The sequence below is a fragment of the Enterobacteriaceae endosymbiont of Donacia sparganii genome (assembly GCF_012569045.1).
In the GTDB taxonomy this organism is placed as follows: domain Bacteria; phylum Pseudomonadota; class Gammaproteobacteria; order Enterobacterales; family Enterobacteriaceae.
This window is the reverse complement of sequence record NZ_CP046196.1, coordinates 341573-357381: the sequence shown is the minus strand read 5'-3', so window position 1 is coordinate 357381 and position 15809 is coordinate 341573. Positions and strand designations below refer to the sequence as shown.

Genomic DNA, 15809 nt, shown 5'->3' with positions numbered 1-15809 from the left:
AATTGTGGGTTGTAAGGTTAAGTAAATAAGCGTATATGATGGATGCCTTGGCAGTCAGAGACGATGAAGGACGTGTTAATCTGCGAAAAGCATCGATGAGTTGATTTGAAACATTATTAATCGATGATGTCCGAATGGGGAAACCTAATATATATAATTATATATTATCGTTATTTGAATACATAGAATAACGAAGTGAACCAGGAGAACTGAAACATCTAAGTATCCTGAGGAAAAGAAATCAATAGAGATTTCCTTAGTAGTGGCGAGCGAACAGGAAAAAGCCCAGAGATATACGTATTTATTATATTAGTAGAAATAACTGGAAAGTTATACGATACAGGGTGATAGTCCCGTATATTAAAATATAATAATTATAATCTCAAAGAGTAGAACGAGACACGTGAAATCTTGTTTGAATATAGGGGGATCATCCTCTAAGGCTAAATACTACTGACTGACCGATAGTGAACTAGTACCGTGAGGGAAAGGTGAAAAGAACCCCGGTTAGGGGAGTGAAATAGAACCTGAAATCATATACGTACAAGCAGTAGGAGCGTTTTGTAAAAAACGTGACTGCGTACCTTTTGTATAATGGGTCAGCGAGTTATATTTTGTAGCAAGGTTAACTGTATAAGGAAGCCGTAGGGAAACCGAGTCTTAAAAGGGCGTTTAGTTGCAAGGTATAGACCCGAAACCCGGTGATCTAACCATGGGCAGGTTGAAGGTTTGGTAATGCTTACTGGAGGACCGAACCGACTAATGTTGAAAAATTAGCGGATGACTTGTGGTTAGGGGTGAAAGACCAATCAAACCGGGAGATAGCTGGTTCTCCCCGAAAGCTATTTAGGTAGCGCCTCGTGTAATTCATATTCGGGGGTAGAGCTCTGTTTCGGCTAGGGAATCTTCCAGATTTACCAATCCGATGCAAACTTCAAATACCGAATAATGTTATCACGGGAGACACACAGCGGGTGCTAACGTCCGTTGTGGAGAGGGAAACAACCCAGATCGCTAGCTAAGGTCCCTAAGTTATAATTAAGTGGGAAACGAAGTGGGAAGGCATAAACAGCCAGGATGTTGGCTTAGAAGCAGCCATCATTTAAAGAAAGCGTAATAGCTCACTGGTCTAGTCGTCCTGCGCGGAAGATTTAACGGGGCTAAATTATACACCGAAGCTGCGACAATAAATATTTTATTTATTGGGTAGGGGAGCGTTCTGTAAATTGTTGAAGATAAATTGTGAAGTTTATTGGAAATATCAGAAGTGCGAATGCTGACATGAGTAACGATAAAATAGGTGAAAAACCTATTCGCCGAAAGACTAAGGTTTCCTATCCAACGGTAATCGAGGTAGGGTAAGTCGAATCCTAAGGTGAGGCTGAAAAGCGTAATCGATGGACAACAGGTTAATATTCCTGTACTCATTATTATTGCGAAGGGGGGACGGAGAAGGTTAAATTAGCCAAGTGATGGTTGTCTTGGTTTAAGCGTTTAGATGAATTATTTAGGAAAATCCGGATAATTATAAACATTAAGGCGTAATGACGAAATACTTTATTGTATTGAAGTAATTGATACCATGCTTACAAGAAAAGCCTCTAAGCTCTAGATAATATTGAATCGTACTCCAAACCGACACAGGTAGTCAGGTAGAGAATACTAAGGCGCTTGAGAGAACTCAGGTGAAGGAACTAGGCAAAATAGTGCCGTAACTTCGGGAGAAGGCACACTGATTGTAAGTAAAAAAATTTACTTTTGGAGCTGAAATCAGTCTAAGATAATAGCTGACTGCAACTGTTTATTAAAAACACAGCACTGTGCAAACACGTAAGTGGACGTATACGGTGTGACGCCTGCCCGGTGCCGGAAGGTTAATTGATAGAGTTATTATTTTTATAAGAAGCTCTTGATCGAAGCCCCGGTAAACGGCGGCCGTAACTATAACGGTCCTAAGGTAGCGAAATTCCTTGTCGGGTAAGTTCCGACCTGCACGAATGGCGTAATGATGGTCAGACTGTCTCCACCTGAGACTCAGTGAAATTGAAATTGCTGTGAAGATGCAGTGTACCCGCGGCAAGACGGAAAGACCCCGTGAACCTTTACTATAGCTTGATATTGAATAATTAATCTTAATGTGTAGGATAGGTGGGAGACTATGAAATAGTAACGCTAGTTAATATGGAGTCAACCTTGAAATACCACCCTTTAATATTTATTATTCTAACCTAAACCCGTTATCCGGGTTAGAGACAGTGTCTGGTGGGTAGTTTGACTGGGGCGGTCTCCTCCTAAAGAGTAACGGAGGAGTACTAAGGTCAGCTAATCACGGTCGGAAATCGTGAGGTTAGTACAAAGGCATAAGCTGGCTTAACTGTAAGAATGACAATTCGAACAGATGCGAAAGCAGGTCTTAGTGATCCGGTGGTTCTGTATGATAAGGCCATCGCTCAACGGATAAAAGGTACTCCGGGGATAACAGGCTAATACCGCCCAAGAGTTCATATCGACGGCGGTGTTTGGCACCTCGATGTCGGCTCATCACATCCTGGGGCTGCAGTAGGTCCCAAGGGTATGGCTGTTCGCCATTTAAAGTGGTACGCGAGCTGGGTTTAGAACGTCGTGAGACAGTTCGGTCCCTATCTGCCGTGGGCGTTGGAAGATTGAAAGGATTTGCTCCTAGTACGAGAGGACCGGAGTGAACGTATCTCTGGTGTTCGGGTTGTCATGCCAATGGCATTGCCCGGTAGCTAAATACGGAAAAGATAAGCGCTGAAAGCATATAAGCGCGAAACTTACCTTAAGATTAATCTTCCCAGGATTTTTATTAATTATTTGTAAAAATCTCTTAAGGGACGTTAAAGACTATGACGTTGATAGGCTGGATGTGTAAGCATAGTAATATGTTGAGCTAACCAGTACTAATAAACACCCGTGAGTCTTAACCTTACAACACCAGAATTGTTTAGATTTAACTATTAATTATTTTAATAATTTAATAAAATATAATCCTGGTATAAATAACGCAATGGTACCACCTGAATCCATTCCGAACTCAGAAGTGAAACGTTGTAGTGCCGATGGTAGTGTGAGGTCTCCTCATGTGAGAGTAGGAAAATACCAGGATAAAATAAGAAATTACTTAATTTTATAAAATTCTGATAAATTATTGATATAATTTTATATGCCGGCTTAGCTCAGACGGTAGAGCAACTGACTTGTAATCAGTAGGTCACCAGTTCAATTCCGGTAGCCGGCATTAATAATATTTTAAATTATATATTAATAAAATTTTTATTTATAAATATATAAAAATGGTGGGATACCCAAGTGGTTAACGGGAGCAGACTGTAAATCTGTCGTCTAAGACTTCGTAGGTTCGAATCCTACTCCCACCAAAATTTTTATAAAAATATATATTTTTTATATATAGAGCAGACATCGTATAATGGTATTACTTTAGCCTTCCAAGCTAAAAATGCGGGTTCGATTCCCGTTGTCTGCTCCAATAAATTTATTTAAAATATAAAATCTTTATAAAAATAATTTACATATTTTTAGCTGATATAGCTTAGAATGGTAGAGCACATCCTTGGTAAGGATGAGGTCCCCAGTTCAATTCTGGGTATCAGCATATTTTTTACTATTTATTAAATATAAAGATTATATTAAATTATAATCTTTATATTTAATAAATCATAAGTAGTAGAAGGATAATTACTGATGCTTCTTAAGTTACAAAAAGATTCTACTTTAGAATGGTTTCTTTCTTATTGTCATATTAATAAATATCCAGCAAAAATGATTTTAATAAAACAGGGAGATATTTCTAAAAATTTATATTATATATTAAAAGGAATTATTATTATTTCTATGAAAAGTAAGAATGGTAAAGAAATTATACTTAATTATTTAAATGCAGGTAATTTTTTTGGTGAAATAGGAATTTTTAATAATACCTATAAAGAAATTACATTTGTAAAATTAAAAACTGAATGTGAATTAGCAGAAATTTCATATAAAAATTTTTATAATTTAATTAAAATTAATAATGATATTATTATGAAAATTTCTTCACAAATTGCTAATAAATTACAAATTACATCAAAAAAAGTAAGTAATTTAGCTTTTTTAGATGTAACTCATAGAATTTCTAAAACATTATTAAATTTAGCAAAATCTCCAGAAGCAATTACTCATCCAGATGGTATGCAAATTAAAATAACTAGACAGGAAATAGGTAAAATAGTGGGTTGTTCTAGAGAAACAGTTGGACGTACTCTTAAAATATTAAAAAATCGTAATTTAATTTATGCTCACGGTAAAACTATTGTAGTTTATGGAACAAGGTAAATTATATATAAAATTTATGTCATATTTAATTTATTCTATAAAGAATCTAAACCAATAGCATCATATACTTTCTTTAAAGTTAAACTAGCATATTTTTTTGCTTTAGTTGCTCCAGTAGTTATAATATCTTTTAAAAGTATTTTATTTGTTCTATAAAAAAAATATTTTTTTCTTAATTTATTTAAAAATAAACATAAATTTTGAATAACAGATTTTTTAAAATCTTTATAATTTTTATTTTTAAAGTTTTGTTCTAGATTTTTTATAGAATGCCCAGTTATATTAGATAATATAATTAACATATTAGAAATTCCTGGTTTATTTTTTAAATCATATTTTATATTAGGAGGATAATCAGAATCAGTAACAGCATTATTAATTTTTTGTTTAATTATAAAATCATCATCAAATAAACTAATTATATTATTATTATTATAATCAGATTTAGACATTTTTTTTTTCGGATCTAATAATGACATAACGCATGAACCATAATTATTTAATCTTTTTTCAGGAATAGTAAATATGTTACCATAAATATTATTAAAACGATAAGCAATATCTCTAGTTAATTCAATATGTTGAATTTGATCTTTACCTACTGGTATTTTATTTGTTTGATATAATAATATATCTGAGGCCATTAATATAGGATAATTAAATAAACCAACATTAACATTTTTATTTAAATGTATTTTTTCTTTAAATTGAGTCATTCTCTTTATTTCTCCAAAATTAGTAAAACAATTTAAAATCCAATGTAATTGAGAATGTTGAGGAACATGAGATTGTATAAAAATAATACTTTGTTTAGGATTAATACCACATGCTAAACATACAGATAAAATATCTAATATATTTTTATTCAAAATATTTTTTTCTTGAAATATTGTTAAAGAATGCAAATCAGCTATACAATAAATACAAAAATATTTTTTTTGTAAATATTTCCATTGACTTAAAGCACCAATATAATTTCCTATAGTTAATAATCCAGTTGGTTGAATTCCACTAAATATTATTTTTTTTTTCATAATTTTTTATAATTATCTTTTTTAAATACTTTATTTAATTTTAATTTCATATTTTTTACAATATCATTATATGATAATGTGCTTTTAAATATAGCTGAACCTATTACCAGAATATCTGCTCCAGAAATAGCTACTTGATTTATATTATTAATGTTTATTCCTCCATCTACTTCTAAAAAAATATTTTTTTTTTTTTTATTAATAATTTTTTTAATTTGAATAATTTTTTTATAAATATAATTTAAAAATTTTTGTCCTTCAAAACCAGGATTAACAGACATAACTAATATTAAATCTAATTTATTTATTAAATAATCTAAACAATTTAAAGGAGTTGAAGGATTAATTGCTAATCCTGCTTTACATCCGTAATTTTTTATTAAAGAAATACTTCTATCTAAATGATTTGAATTTTCTGTATGTAAAGTAATAATATCTGCTCCTGATTTTGCAAAATCAATTATTAAATTATCTACATTTTTTGTCATTAAATGTACATCAATTATACATTTAATTCCGTATTTCCTTAAAGATTTTAAAACTAAAGGACCAATAGTTAAATTAGGTACATAATGATTATCCATAACGTCAAAATGTATCATATCAACTCCTGCTTTAAGCACATTATTAACTTCTTTACCTAAACATGCAAAATTAGCAGATAAAATAGATGCAGCAATTAATTTTTTTTTCATTTTATAAGAATTTTTACTATAAAAAGTAAATTAATTATAATTAATATTAATGTTTTAAAAAATAAAATTTTTATTTTCATTTATCGCATGAGAAATAATTTTTTCAGAAATATTATTATAAATAATAGCTTTACCAATTTTAATTGGAAGAATAACACGAATTTTATTTTTATTTATTTTTTTATCTCTATAAATATGTTTTAAATAATGTTTTGTGTTCATATTAATCGGTCCTTTAATTGGTAAATAACATTTTTTTAATAAATTTATAATTCTTATTATGTCTTGATTGTTCAATAAATTAAGTTTTTTAGATGTTAAAGAAGCAATAACAATACCCACTGACACAGCTTCTCCATGTAACCATTTACCATATCCTAATTCTGATTCTATTGCATGGCCATAAGTATGTCCTAAATTTAGTAATGATCTTTTATTTTGTTCATATTCATCTTCATAAATAATTTTAGCTTTTAAATTACAACATTTACTTATACAATAAATTAAAGAATTTTTATCTAAATTAAATAATTTATTTATATTATTTTCTAACCAAGAAAAAAATTTTTTATCAAAAAGAATACTATACTTTATAATTTCAGCCATGCCAGCAGAAAATTCTCTTTTAGATAAAGTATATAAACAACTTAAATTAATTATTACAATATTAGGTTGATAAAAACTACCTATCATATTTTTTCCTAAAATATGATTAACAGCTGTTTTGCCTCCTATAGAAGAATCTACTTGAGATAGTAAAGTTGTAGGTATTTGTATAAATTTTACACCTCTTTGATAACTAGATGCAGCAAAACCAGTTATATCACCTATAACACCTCCTCCTAAAGCAATTAAAGTAGTATCTCTACTATGTAGATTTTGAAGTAATGATGTAAAAATAATATTTACAGTAATTAATGTTTTATATTTTTCTCCATCAGGAAGAATAACATGATTTATTCTTACACCCATATTATTAAGTAGAGTAGATATTTTTTTAAAATATAAAGAAAAAATTATTTGATTAGTTACAATCATAACACTATCACCCTTTTTTAAAAAGGGTAAAGGTAATGGTGTATCAAATAAATTAAAATCTATAATAATAGGATAATTATGTTTTTTTGTTAAAACTAAAATAGTTTTTCCCATATGTAATATTATCCCTTTTTATTCTTATAAAATAAGACTATTAATTTTTTTCTAATAAACTAATAAGTTTATTAGCAACAATTTTAGCACTTTGCTCATCTGTTTTAATTATAATATCAGCAATTTCATTATATAAATGATTTCTTTCTTTAGCTAAATTTTCTAAAATTTCTTTAGCTAATTTATTTTTATTTTTTTTTAATAAAGGACGTTTTTTATCTCTTTTTGTGCGAGTTAATTGTTTTTCTATAGTAGTTTGAAGATATACGACAATACCACGAGAAGAAAGAAATTTTCTTGTTTCTTTAGATTGAACAGATCCTCCTCCTGTTGCTAAAATAATTCCTTGTTTTTGAGTTATTTCATTAATAATTTTTTTTTCACGTTTTCTAAAACCTTTTTCTCCTTCAACATCAAATACCCAATTTATATCAGCTCCTGTACGACGTTCAATTTCTTGATCTGAATCAAAAAAATCCATTTTTAATAAATTTGCCAGATGACGCCCAATTGTACTTTTTCCTGCTCCCATAGGGCCTATCAAAAATATATTTCTTTTTTCTGCCATTTTTTTAATATTACTAATTTAGTATAATTGTGAATAAAATTCTTATTTTTTATAAAAAAATAAGAAATATATATTTTATATAAAATTTTTTAAAAAAAAATTTTAAGATATTTTAAATTAAATCATAAAATGTTTTTTTCAAATAGTAAATAGTTTATTCTAATTCAACTATATTTTATATAATTAAAAATTATTTTAATTTATTTTATCTTAAAAAAGATTTATTAATATTTTTATTATATTAATTAAATTACTACTACTAAAGTAAAATAAATTTAAAATATTCAATATTTTTAAAATATTAAGTTAATAATACTTTATTTATAAAATAAAAGATAAGATAATTATTTTTATAATTATCTTATCTATATATTAGATTTTAGATAAAAAATTATTTATACGATTAATAAATTTATTTGGATCTTCTAATGTACCTTTTTCTGCTAAAATTGCTTCTTCTAATAATAATTTAACAAATTCAGAAAAATATTTTTCATCTTTTATTGTTAAAATTTTTTTTATTAAAATATGATTAGGATTTAATTCAAAATTATATTTTATTTCTGGAGTTTTTTGCCCAGCAGCAGCAAATAATTTTGCCATTTGAGTACTCATTTCATTTATATCTGTAGTAACAATAGCAGGTGTATTAATTAATCTACTTGTTAATTTTACTTTTTTTATTTTTTTACCTAATAAATCTTGTATTTTTTTTAAAAAAGGTTGAAATTTTTCTTTTATTTCATTTTTTATTATATTATCTTTATTTTGAATAAATTCATCTAATGAATTATCTTGTTTACTAATAGATTGTAATGTTTTTCCTTCAAATTCAGTAATATAACTAATCATCCATTCATCAATATGGTCTATTAATAATAATACTTCAATTCCTCTTTTATAAAAAAATTCTAAATGAGGACTACTTTTTGCTGAAATATAATTATCTGATGTTAAAAAATATATTTTTTTTTGTCCCTTTATCATTCTTTTTGAATATTCTTCTAAAGATACATTTTGTTCAGAATTATCATTATATGTAGAAGCAAAACGTAATAATTTAATTATAATATTTTTATTATTTATATCTTCTGCAGGACCTTCTTTAAAAACTAAACCAAATTTTTTCCAAAAATTATTATATATAATTACATTCTTACTAAGACTCATTAACATATTAAGAACTTTTTTTGTTAATGTTATCTTCATATTATGAATAATACTATTTTTTTGTAAAATTTCTCTTGATATATTTAAAGGTAAATCATTAGAATCTACTAAACCTCTTATAAATCTTAAATATTTAGGTAATAATTGTTCTGCATCTTCCATAATAAAAACTCTCTGTACATATAATTTTAATCCATTTTTATAATCACGATTACGTATATCCCATGGGATATTTGAAGGAATATATAATAAACTAATATATTCTTGTTTTCCTTCTACATGATTATGACTCCAAGTAATTGGATCTGTATTATCAGATGTTAATTGTTTATAAAATTCTTTATATTCTTTTTCATTAATATCATTTTTATTTTTTAACCAAAGTGCTTGTGCTTTATTAATTTGTTCCCAATAATATTTTTTTTCTTTATCGTTATACATTTCTATTTCTATAGGTAAAGAAATATGTTCTGAATATTTACTTATTATTAATTTTATACGCCATGTATCTAAAAATTCATCACATTTAGGGCGTATATGTAATATTATTTCAGTTCCTCTTAATTTTTTATTAATATTAGCTATATGATAGTTACCTTCTCCTGAAGATTCCCAAAATACACCTTCTTGAATAGAAACACCTGCTGCTCTAGTTTTAATAGAAACTTTATCTGCTACTATAAAAGCTGAATAAAATCCTACTCCAAATTTCCCTATTAATTGTGAATTAATTTCTGATTTTTTATCTAAAGAATCATTTAAAGATTTTATAAAATCTTTAGTACCAGATTTTGCAATTGTACCTAAATTTTCAATTACTTCTTTACGAGTCATACCGATACCATTATCCTTAATAGTAATTAGTCTTTGTTTTTTATTTATAGAAATTTGTACTTTTAAAATTGAATTATTTTCATATAAATCAGGATTAGATAATGTTTTGAATTTTAATTTATCTACAGCATCAGAAGCATTTGATATTAATTCTCTTAAAAAAATTTCTTTATTTGAATAAAGAGAATGAATCATTAAATGTAATAATTGTTTTACTTCAGATTGAAAATTTCTAGTTTCTTGTTTTTGCATAACTATTATTCTCTTTGTTTATATATAGATATTAAAATATAAATATTTTTATTTATAAAAATATAATTTTTAATTTATTAAATATTTTAAAATGAAGTAAAATTTTCTTTTTTATATTTTTATATTTTTAAAAAAATAAATTTATGTATATTAAATTAATTAATTTATTATTATAAAAATAATTAAAACTAATTATTAAAATATATAATTATTTCTAATACAATCATTTCAAATCCTATTTTAGGATTTGGCGCTAAATATAAATTTTTTTTACCTGTATTTAAAAATTTATATAAGAATTTTATTTCATTTTTTGAAAAATTATCAAAAATTTTTTGATAATATATTGCTATATTTTTTTCAAAATTTAAATTTTGAAAAAAATAATTAGAATTATAATTTAAAATTTTTATTTTTAAAATTTTATGTAATAAAATCATAATTTCTGTAATAACATTATCCCAATTAATATTAAATATAGAAATCTTATTAATTAAATTAAAAATTAAATTATTTTTTTTTGTTTTAAAATTATATATTAATAATAATAAATATTTTTTTTTTATTAATCCTAACATTAGATAAACATTATCTATAGTTAATGATCCCATAGATATTAATTGATCTGTTAAACTTAATGCATCACGCATACTACCATATGCAGAATTAGATAAAATTTCTAATGCTTCTTCATCATATTGAAGATTTTCTTTATTTAAAATTTTTTTTAATTGATTTAAAATTATATTTTTTTCTATTAATTTTAAATGAAATTGTAAGCATCTAGATGTAATAGTAACCGGTATTTTTTGTAATTCTGTAGTTGCAAAAATAAATTTTATATATTCAGGAGGTTCTTCTATTATTTTTAATAAGGCATTAAAACTATGTCTAGATAACATATGAAATTCATCAAAAATATATATTTTGTATCTTCCTTTAATAGGAGGATAATAAATTATTTCTAAAATTTCTCTAATATCTTCTACTTTAGTTTTAGAAGCTGAATCTAATTCAATTAAATCTAAAAAAGAATTTCTTTTTATAGATATACAGTGTTCACATAATCCACATGGATTTTGTGTTATACCTTTTAGACAACTTAAACCCATTGCAAATATCCGTGCTATTGTTGTTTTGCCTACTCCCCTACTACCTGATAATATCCAAGCAGGATGAATTTTTTTTATAAATAAACTATATTTAATAGCTTGAACTACATGATCTTGACCAATAACTTCATCGAATGACTGAGGACGCCACTTTATAGCTAAAACATGAGAATTCATTTTTATGATATATATTTTTAAAAATTATATTAATAGAACATGATTATTTTTTTACACATATTATATTTACTACAGCTGCTTCTTTCCAGACCTGACTGGATTTGTAAAATAATATTGTTTTAAATAATCATGTTCGTATATGCTAATTATATATAATTTTTTATTAATTAGTCAATATATTAATTTTAATTAATTAAAAAAATTAATTATTCAGTATTTATTATATTAATTATTTTTTTAACTAAAATTTTTTCATGAAATTGAAAAGTAATATTATGTTCTCCTATTTTTTTTAATCCTCCTTTTGGTAATTTTATCTCTTTTTTTGTAATTTCAAATCCTATTTCTTGTAATTTTTTTAAAATATCATTTTTACCTATAGAACCAAATAATTTCCCTGTTTTACCTGCTTTAGCTTTAATTATTATTTTATCTATGTAATTAAATTTTTTTAATCGTAATTTTGCTTTATTTAATAAATCTAATAATTTAGATTTTTTTTCCAAAAATTTTTGTTTTAAAATATGAAGATTTTTTTTTGTAGCAATAATTCCTTTATTTTTAGGTATTAAAAAATTACGTGCATATCCAGGTTTAACTTCTATAATTTGAGATTTTTTTCCTAAACCTAAAATAGAATCTAATAAAATTATTTTCATTATTTAATACTCTTTAAAATTAAAACTTATATTTAAAACAAAAAATAATAATTTTATAAATTTATTTATGATGATCAGTATAAGATATTAAAGATAAATATCTTGCTAATTTTATTGCTTTAGTTAATTGACGTTGATATTTTGCTTTAGTACCAGTAATCCTGCTAGGTACAATTTTACCACTTTCAGTAATAAAATTCTTTAAAATATGAATATCTTTATAATCAATTTCTTTAATTCCTTCTGCTGTAAAACGACAAAATTTACGACGGCGGAAATAACGTACCATTATATAACTCCAAATATTTATAATACAAATTTATTTAATTTAGAAAATTTTTATACTACTATATTGTTTTTATAATATCATTACGTTTTTCTTGACGTTCATCTTTTGCTTTTAAAATATAAGATATATCTTTTCTTTCTGTTTTTGTTCTAATTATAAGATATCTTATAATATTTTCATTAATTCTTAAATTATTTTCAATATTTTTTATTATACTAGTATCATTTAAAATGATATTTATTAAAATATAGTGTGCTTTGTGTAATTTTAATATGGGATATGCTAATTGTCTTCTTCCCCAATCTTCAAATCTTGAAATTAAACAATTATTTTTTTGCATAAATTCTCTATAATATTTTATAATATTATTAATTTCATTACTTTGATCTGGATGTATTATTAACATTATTTCATAATATTTCATTTTATATTTACCTTATGGTTAAAGTTTTTAAACAAATGTCAAAAACAAGGATCTAAATTATAATAAAAAATTTTATTTTTTGATATTAACATAATAGAATGTCTTTTTAGATTATTAAATTTATATTTTAAAAAATTAAATATTATAATGAAAAATAAAAATTTTATATGGAAAAAATTTTTCCAGCAAGAAAAAAAAAAAAATTATTTTATAAAATTAATTAATAAAATTAATACAGATATTAATAATAATAAAATCATCTATCCTCAAAAAAAATATATTTTTAATATTTTTAAAAAAATAAATTTCAATAATCTAAAAGTAGTAATTATAGGTCAAGATCCATATTATGGCCTTAATCAAGCTAATGGTTTTGCTTTTTCTGTTATGCCTGATATAATCATTCCTCCTACATTAAAAAATATTTATAAAGCAATAAAATTTGATATACCTAGTTTTAAAATTCCTAATCATGGGTATTTAATAAATTGGGTTAATGAAGGAGTGATGTTATTAAATTCTATTTTAACAGTAGAAAAAGGTAAACCTCAATCTCATTATAATATTGGTTGGGAGATTTTTACAAATAACGTTATTAAAATAATTAACTCTTATTATAAAAATATTGTTTTTTTATTATGGGGTTCATATGCTAAAAAAAAAATTTATTTTATAACATCAAAAAATTTAGTTTTAACTACATCTCATCCCTCACCTTTATCCTGTTATAAAGGATTTTATTTTTGTAAACATTTTTCTAAAACAAATAAATATCTTATTTTAAAAAAAAAAAAACCAGTTAATTGGAGTATAGATTAATTAATATAATAAAATTTAGTTAAAAATTATTTATATTATAATTTTTATTTTTTATTAATTAAAATTTTTTATTTTAAAACTTAGAAATTAAAATATATTTTTTTATATAAAAAATTTATATAAAATAATTAAATAAAATATCATTTTTATAAGGTTAAATAATGAAAAAAGTAGGATTTGTTGGTTGGCGTGGTATGGTAGGTTCTGTTCTTATAAATAGAATGTTAAAAAAAAAAGATTTTAATAATATACATGCTATTTTTTTTACTACTTCTCAATATGGAAAATTAATATCTAATTTAAATATAAAAAATAAATCTAAAAAATTAGAAAATGCTTATAATTTTGAAAAATTATTTGAATTAGATATAATTATAACATGTCAAGGTAGTCAATATACGAATAGAGTTTATTTTAAATTACGTAAAATGGGTTGGCAAGGTTACTGGATAGATGCAGCTGCTAATTTAAGAACATTAGATAATGCTATTATTGTTCTAGATCCTATTAATTTAGAATATATACAACAAAAAATAAATATGGGAATAAAAACATTTATAGGAGGTAATTGTACTGTTAGTTTAATGTTAATGGCTTTAGGAGGGTTATTTAAAAATAATTTAATTGATTGGATTTCTGTTTCTACATATCAAGCAGCATCAGGTGCTGGTTCAAAATTTATGAAAGAACTTATCTGTCAAATACAATATGTATATAAAAATATACCTTCTTTAATAAAGAATTCTTCTATTAATATTCTAGATATAGAACAAGAAATTTCAAAACAAATAAATTCTTCTAATTTTCCTAAAAATAATTTTCATGTTCCTTTAATTAATAGTTTAATTCCGTGGATAGATAAAAAAATAGATAATAGTGGACAAACAAAAGAAGAATGGAAAGGACAATTTGAGACTAATAAAATATTAAATACTAATAAAATTATTCCAATTGATGGAATATGTGTCCGAGTAGCTACTTTACGTTCACATAGTCAATCTTTTACAATTAAATTAAATAAAGATTTATCTATAGATAATATTACAAATATTCTTAATTCTCATAATAAATGGGTAAAAATTATACCAAATAATTTTAATGATACTATTAATTTTCTTACTCCATCTTTTATTAGTGGTAAATTAGATATAGCTATTGGGAGAATAAAAAAATTAAATATAGACAAAAATTGTTTTTCAATTTTTTCAGTAGGTGATCAATTACTTTGGGGTGCATCTGAACCATTAAGAAGAATGTTAAAATTATTAATTTAAATTTTGATAAAATTAATATTTAAACTTGTTTTTTTTTCTTATTGAAAGTAATATTTTATATAAAATAAGATAACAAATTATCTTATTTTATATATAAATTTTAATATGTTATATTAAATTAATAATCTTATTAAAAAATTTTGGAGAAAAAATGAAATTTTTTACTAAAAAAATATCAATATTTATTGTATTACTTTTAAGTATTGGATTAAATGTATCTACAGTAAATGCATCTACATTAAATAATGTATCATGGTGGAATAAAGGTAAAAATAAAACTTTTGTTAAAAAAAAAGCAATAATTCACAAAAAAAAACACAATATAAAAAATAAAAAAAAAGCAAAATTTTTTAAAAATGATAGTGATAAAATGTCTTATGCTCTAGGAACAGCAATAGGGAAATATCTATCTCGTACATTTCAAATACAAAAAACATTAAAAATTATATTAAATAAGAAATTTATTCTTCAAGGTGTATCTGATTCATTAGATGAAAAATATAAACTTTCTGATAATGAAATGGATAGAGTTCTTAAATTATATGATTCAAATGTAAAGTCTTTTACCCCAGATGAATTTCAAGATGAATCAAAAATAAATAAAAATATAGGTCAAAAATATATTAAAAAATTTTTAAAAAGAAAAAATGTTAAAAAAAGTAAAAGTGGATTAGTATATAAAATTAACAAAATGGGTTCTGGTAAAAAAATTACTAATAATAATCAAATAATTGTTATTAAATATACTGGAAAATTAATTGATGGTACAGAATTTGATAATACAGAACCAAATAAACCTTTATTTATAAGTTTAAAACAAGTAATTCCTGGTTGGAAAGAAGGTCTAAAATATATAAAAAAAGGTGGTAAAATAACATTAGTTGTACCTCCTAAATTAGCTTATGGTTTAGAAATAATTTCTGGTATACCAACTAATTCTACTTTAATATTTGAAATTGAACTTGTTGATATAAAAAATTCATTATCTAAAAAGTAA

At 24.2% G+C, this 15809-nt stretch carries 13 protein-coding genes, 4 tRNA genes, 2 rRNA genes and 1 other RNA gene; 10 read left to right on the top strand and 10 right to left on the bottom strand.

Annotated elements, in window-relative coordinates; genetic code table 11:
- Positions 1–15 precede the first annotated feature (15 nt).
- The 7 genes from GJT98_RS01770 (at position 16) to crp (ending at position 4353) form a co-directional block, all read left to right on the top strand.
- Positions 16–2949: ribosomal RNA gene (locus GJT98_RS01770) — 23S ribosomal RNA — on the top strand.
- A 61-nt stretch (positions 2950–3010) separates the two neighbouring features.
- Positions 3011–3126 (top strand): 5S ribosomal RNA (gene rrf / locus GJT98_RS01765).
- A 60-nt stretch (positions 3127–3186) separates the two neighbouring features.
- Positions 3187–3259, top strand: a tRNA-Thr gene (locus GJT98_RS01760).
- A gap of 57 nt (positions 3260–3316) precedes the next feature.
- Positions 3317–3398 (top strand) — tRNA-Tyr (locus GJT98_RS01755).
- A 36-nt stretch (positions 3399–3434) separates the two neighbouring features.
- Positions 3435–3508 (top strand) — tRNA-Gly (locus GJT98_RS01750).
- A gap of 52 nt (positions 3509–3560) precedes the next feature.
- Positions 3561–3634 (top strand) — tRNA-Thr (locus GJT98_RS01745).
- A gap of 86 nt (positions 3635–3720) precedes the next feature.
- Positions 3721–4353, top strand: a complete 633-nt coding sequence (gene crp / locus GJT98_RS01740; protein WP_168821437.1) for a cAMP-activated global transcriptional regulator CRP — start codon at positions 3721–3723, stop codon at positions 4351–4353.
- Positions 4354–4388: 35 nt separating this feature from the next.
- Here crp and trpS read toward each other — a convergent pair whose 3' ends face one another.
- The 10 genes from trpS to rpsF all read right to left on the bottom strand — a co-directional run bounded on the left by trpS (position 4389) and on the right by rpsF (position 12719).
- Positions 4389–5387 (bottom strand): tryptophan--tRNA ligase, encoded by a 999-nt coding sequence (gene trpS / locus GJT98_RS01735; RefSeq protein WP_168821245.1) that lies wholly within the window; start codon positions 5385–5387, stop codon positions 4389–4391.
- The gene (gene rpe / locus GJT98_RS01730; RefSeq protein ID WP_168821244.1) at positions 5384–6082 is read right to left on the bottom strand and encodes a ribulose-phosphate 3-epimerase; all 699 of its coding nucleotides are present in this window, start codon (positions 6080–6082) and stop codon (positions 5384–5386) included. The genes trpS and rpe overlap by 4 nt, the downstream gene beginning before the upstream one ends.
- Before the next feature lie 54 nt (positions 6083–6136).
- Positions 6137–7234: a 3-dehydroquinate synthase gene (aroB, locus tag GJT98_RS01725; RefSeq protein ID WP_168821242.1), complete on the bottom strand. Its 1098-nt coding sequence runs from the start codon at positions 7232–7234 to the stop codon at positions 6137–6139.
- Positions 7235–7274: 40 nt separating this feature from the next.
- Positions 7275–7802 (bottom strand): shikimate kinase AroK, encoded by a 528-nt coding sequence (gene aroK, locus GJT98_RS01720; protein ID WP_168821240.1) that lies wholly within the window; start codon positions 7800–7802, stop codon positions 7275–7277.
- 372 nt (positions 7803–8174) lie between these two features.
- Positions 8175–10058 (bottom strand): molecular chaperone HtpG, encoded by a 1884-nt coding sequence (htpG, locus tag GJT98_RS01715; RefSeq protein WP_168821238.1) that lies wholly within the window; start codon positions 10056–10058, stop codon positions 8175–8177.
- A 188-nt stretch (positions 10059–10246) separates the two neighbouring features.
- A complete protein-coding gene (gene dnaX, locus GJT98_RS01710; protein WP_168821236.1) occupies positions 10247–11347 on the bottom strand; it encodes a DNA polymerase III subunit gamma/tau in 1101 nt (366 codons plus the stop codon).
- Positions 11348–11384: 37 nt separating this feature from the next.
- An RNA gene (gene ffs / locus GJT98_RS01705) (signal recognition particle sRNA small type) lies at positions 11385–11477 on the bottom strand.
- Between the two features lie 76 nt (positions 11478–11553).
- Entirely contained in the window at positions 11554–12006 is a 453-nt protein-coding gene (gene rplI / locus GJT98_RS01700) for a 50S ribosomal protein L9 (protein ID WP_168821234.1), read from the bottom strand.
- Positions 12007–12067: 61 nt separating this feature from the next.
- Entirely contained in the window at positions 12068–12295 is a 228-nt protein-coding gene (gene rpsR, locus GJT98_RS01695) for a 30S ribosomal protein S18 (RefSeq protein ID WP_168821232.1), read from the bottom strand.
- Positions 12296–12353: 58 nt separating this feature from the next.
- Complete coding sequence (rpsF, locus tag GJT98_RS01690) at positions 12354–12719, bottom strand: 30S ribosomal protein S6 (RefSeq protein WP_168821229.1); 366 nt, start codon at positions 12717–12719, stop codon at positions 12354–12356.
- 147 nt (positions 12720–12866) lie between these two features.
- On the opposite strand from rpsF, the gene ung reads away from it, so the two are divergent.
- The 3 genes from ung to fkpA all read left to right on the top strand — a co-directional run bounded on the left by ung (position 12867) and on the right by fkpA (position 15809).
- The gene (ung, locus tag GJT98_RS01685; protein WP_168821227.1) at positions 12867–13538 is read left to right on the top strand and encodes a uracil-DNA glycosylase; all 672 of its coding nucleotides are present in this window, start codon (positions 12867–12869) and stop codon (positions 13536–13538) included.
- Positions 13539–13699: 161 nt separating this feature from the next.
- Entirely contained in the window at positions 13700–14812 is a 1113-nt protein-coding gene (gene asd, locus GJT98_RS01680; RefSeq protein WP_168821225.1) for an aspartate-semialdehyde dehydrogenase, read from the top strand.
- A 151-nt stretch (positions 14813–14963) separates the two neighbouring features.
- Complete coding sequence (gene fkpA, locus GJT98_RS01675; RefSeq protein ID WP_168821223.1) at positions 14964–15809, top strand: FKBP-type peptidyl-prolyl cis-trans isomerase; 846 nt, start codon at positions 14964–14966, stop codon at positions 15807–15809.

What these genes read in the sequence shown, in the direction of transcription:
- trpS (WP_168821245.1), bottom strand. Translation starts at nt 5,387, where the DNA reads ATGAAAAAAAAAATAATATTTAGTGGAATTCAACCAACTGGATTATTA.
- rpe (WP_168821244.1), bottom strand. Translation starts at nt 6,082, where the DNA reads ATGAAAAAAAAATTAATTGCTGCATCTATTTTATCTGCTAATTTTGCA.
- aroB (WP_168821242.1), bottom strand. Translation starts at nt 7,234, where the DNA reads ATGGGAAAAACTATTTTAGTTTTAACAAAAAAACATAATTATCCTATT.
- aroK (WP_168821240.1), bottom strand. Translation starts at nt 7,802, where the DNA reads ATGGCAGAAAAAAGAAATATATTTTTGATAGGCCCTATGGGAGCAGGA.
- htpG (WP_168821238.1), bottom strand. Translation starts at nt 10,058, where the DNA reads ATGCAAAAACAAGAAACTAGAAATTTTCAATCTGAAGTAAAACAATTA.
- dnaX (WP_168821236.1), bottom strand. Translation starts at nt 11,347, where the DNA reads ATGAATTCTCATGTTTTAGCTATAAAGTGGCGTCCTCAGTCATTCGAT.
- rplI (WP_168821234.1), bottom strand. Translation starts at nt 12,006, where the DNA reads ATGAAAATAATTTTATTAGATTCTATTTTAGGTTTAGGAAAAAAATCT.
- rpsR (WP_168821232.1), bottom strand. Translation starts at nt 12,295, where the DNA reads ATGGTACGTTATTTCCGCCGTCGTAAATTTTGTCGTTTTACAGCAGAA.
- rpsF (WP_168821229.1), bottom strand. Translation starts at nt 12,719, where the DNA reads ATGAAATATTATGAAATAATGTTAATAATACATCCAGATCAAAGTAAT.
- ung (WP_168821227.1), top strand. Translation starts at nt 12,867, where the DNA reads ATGAAAAATAAAAATTTTATATGGAAAAAATTTTTCCAGCAAGAAAAA.
- asd (WP_168821225.1), top strand. Translation starts at nt 13,700, where the DNA reads ATGAAAAAAGTAGGATTTGTTGGTTGGCGTGGTATGGTAGGTTCTGTT.
- fkpA (WP_168821223.1), top strand. Translation starts at nt 14,964, where the DNA reads ATGAAATTTTTTACTAAAAAAATATCAATATTTATTGTATTACTTTTA.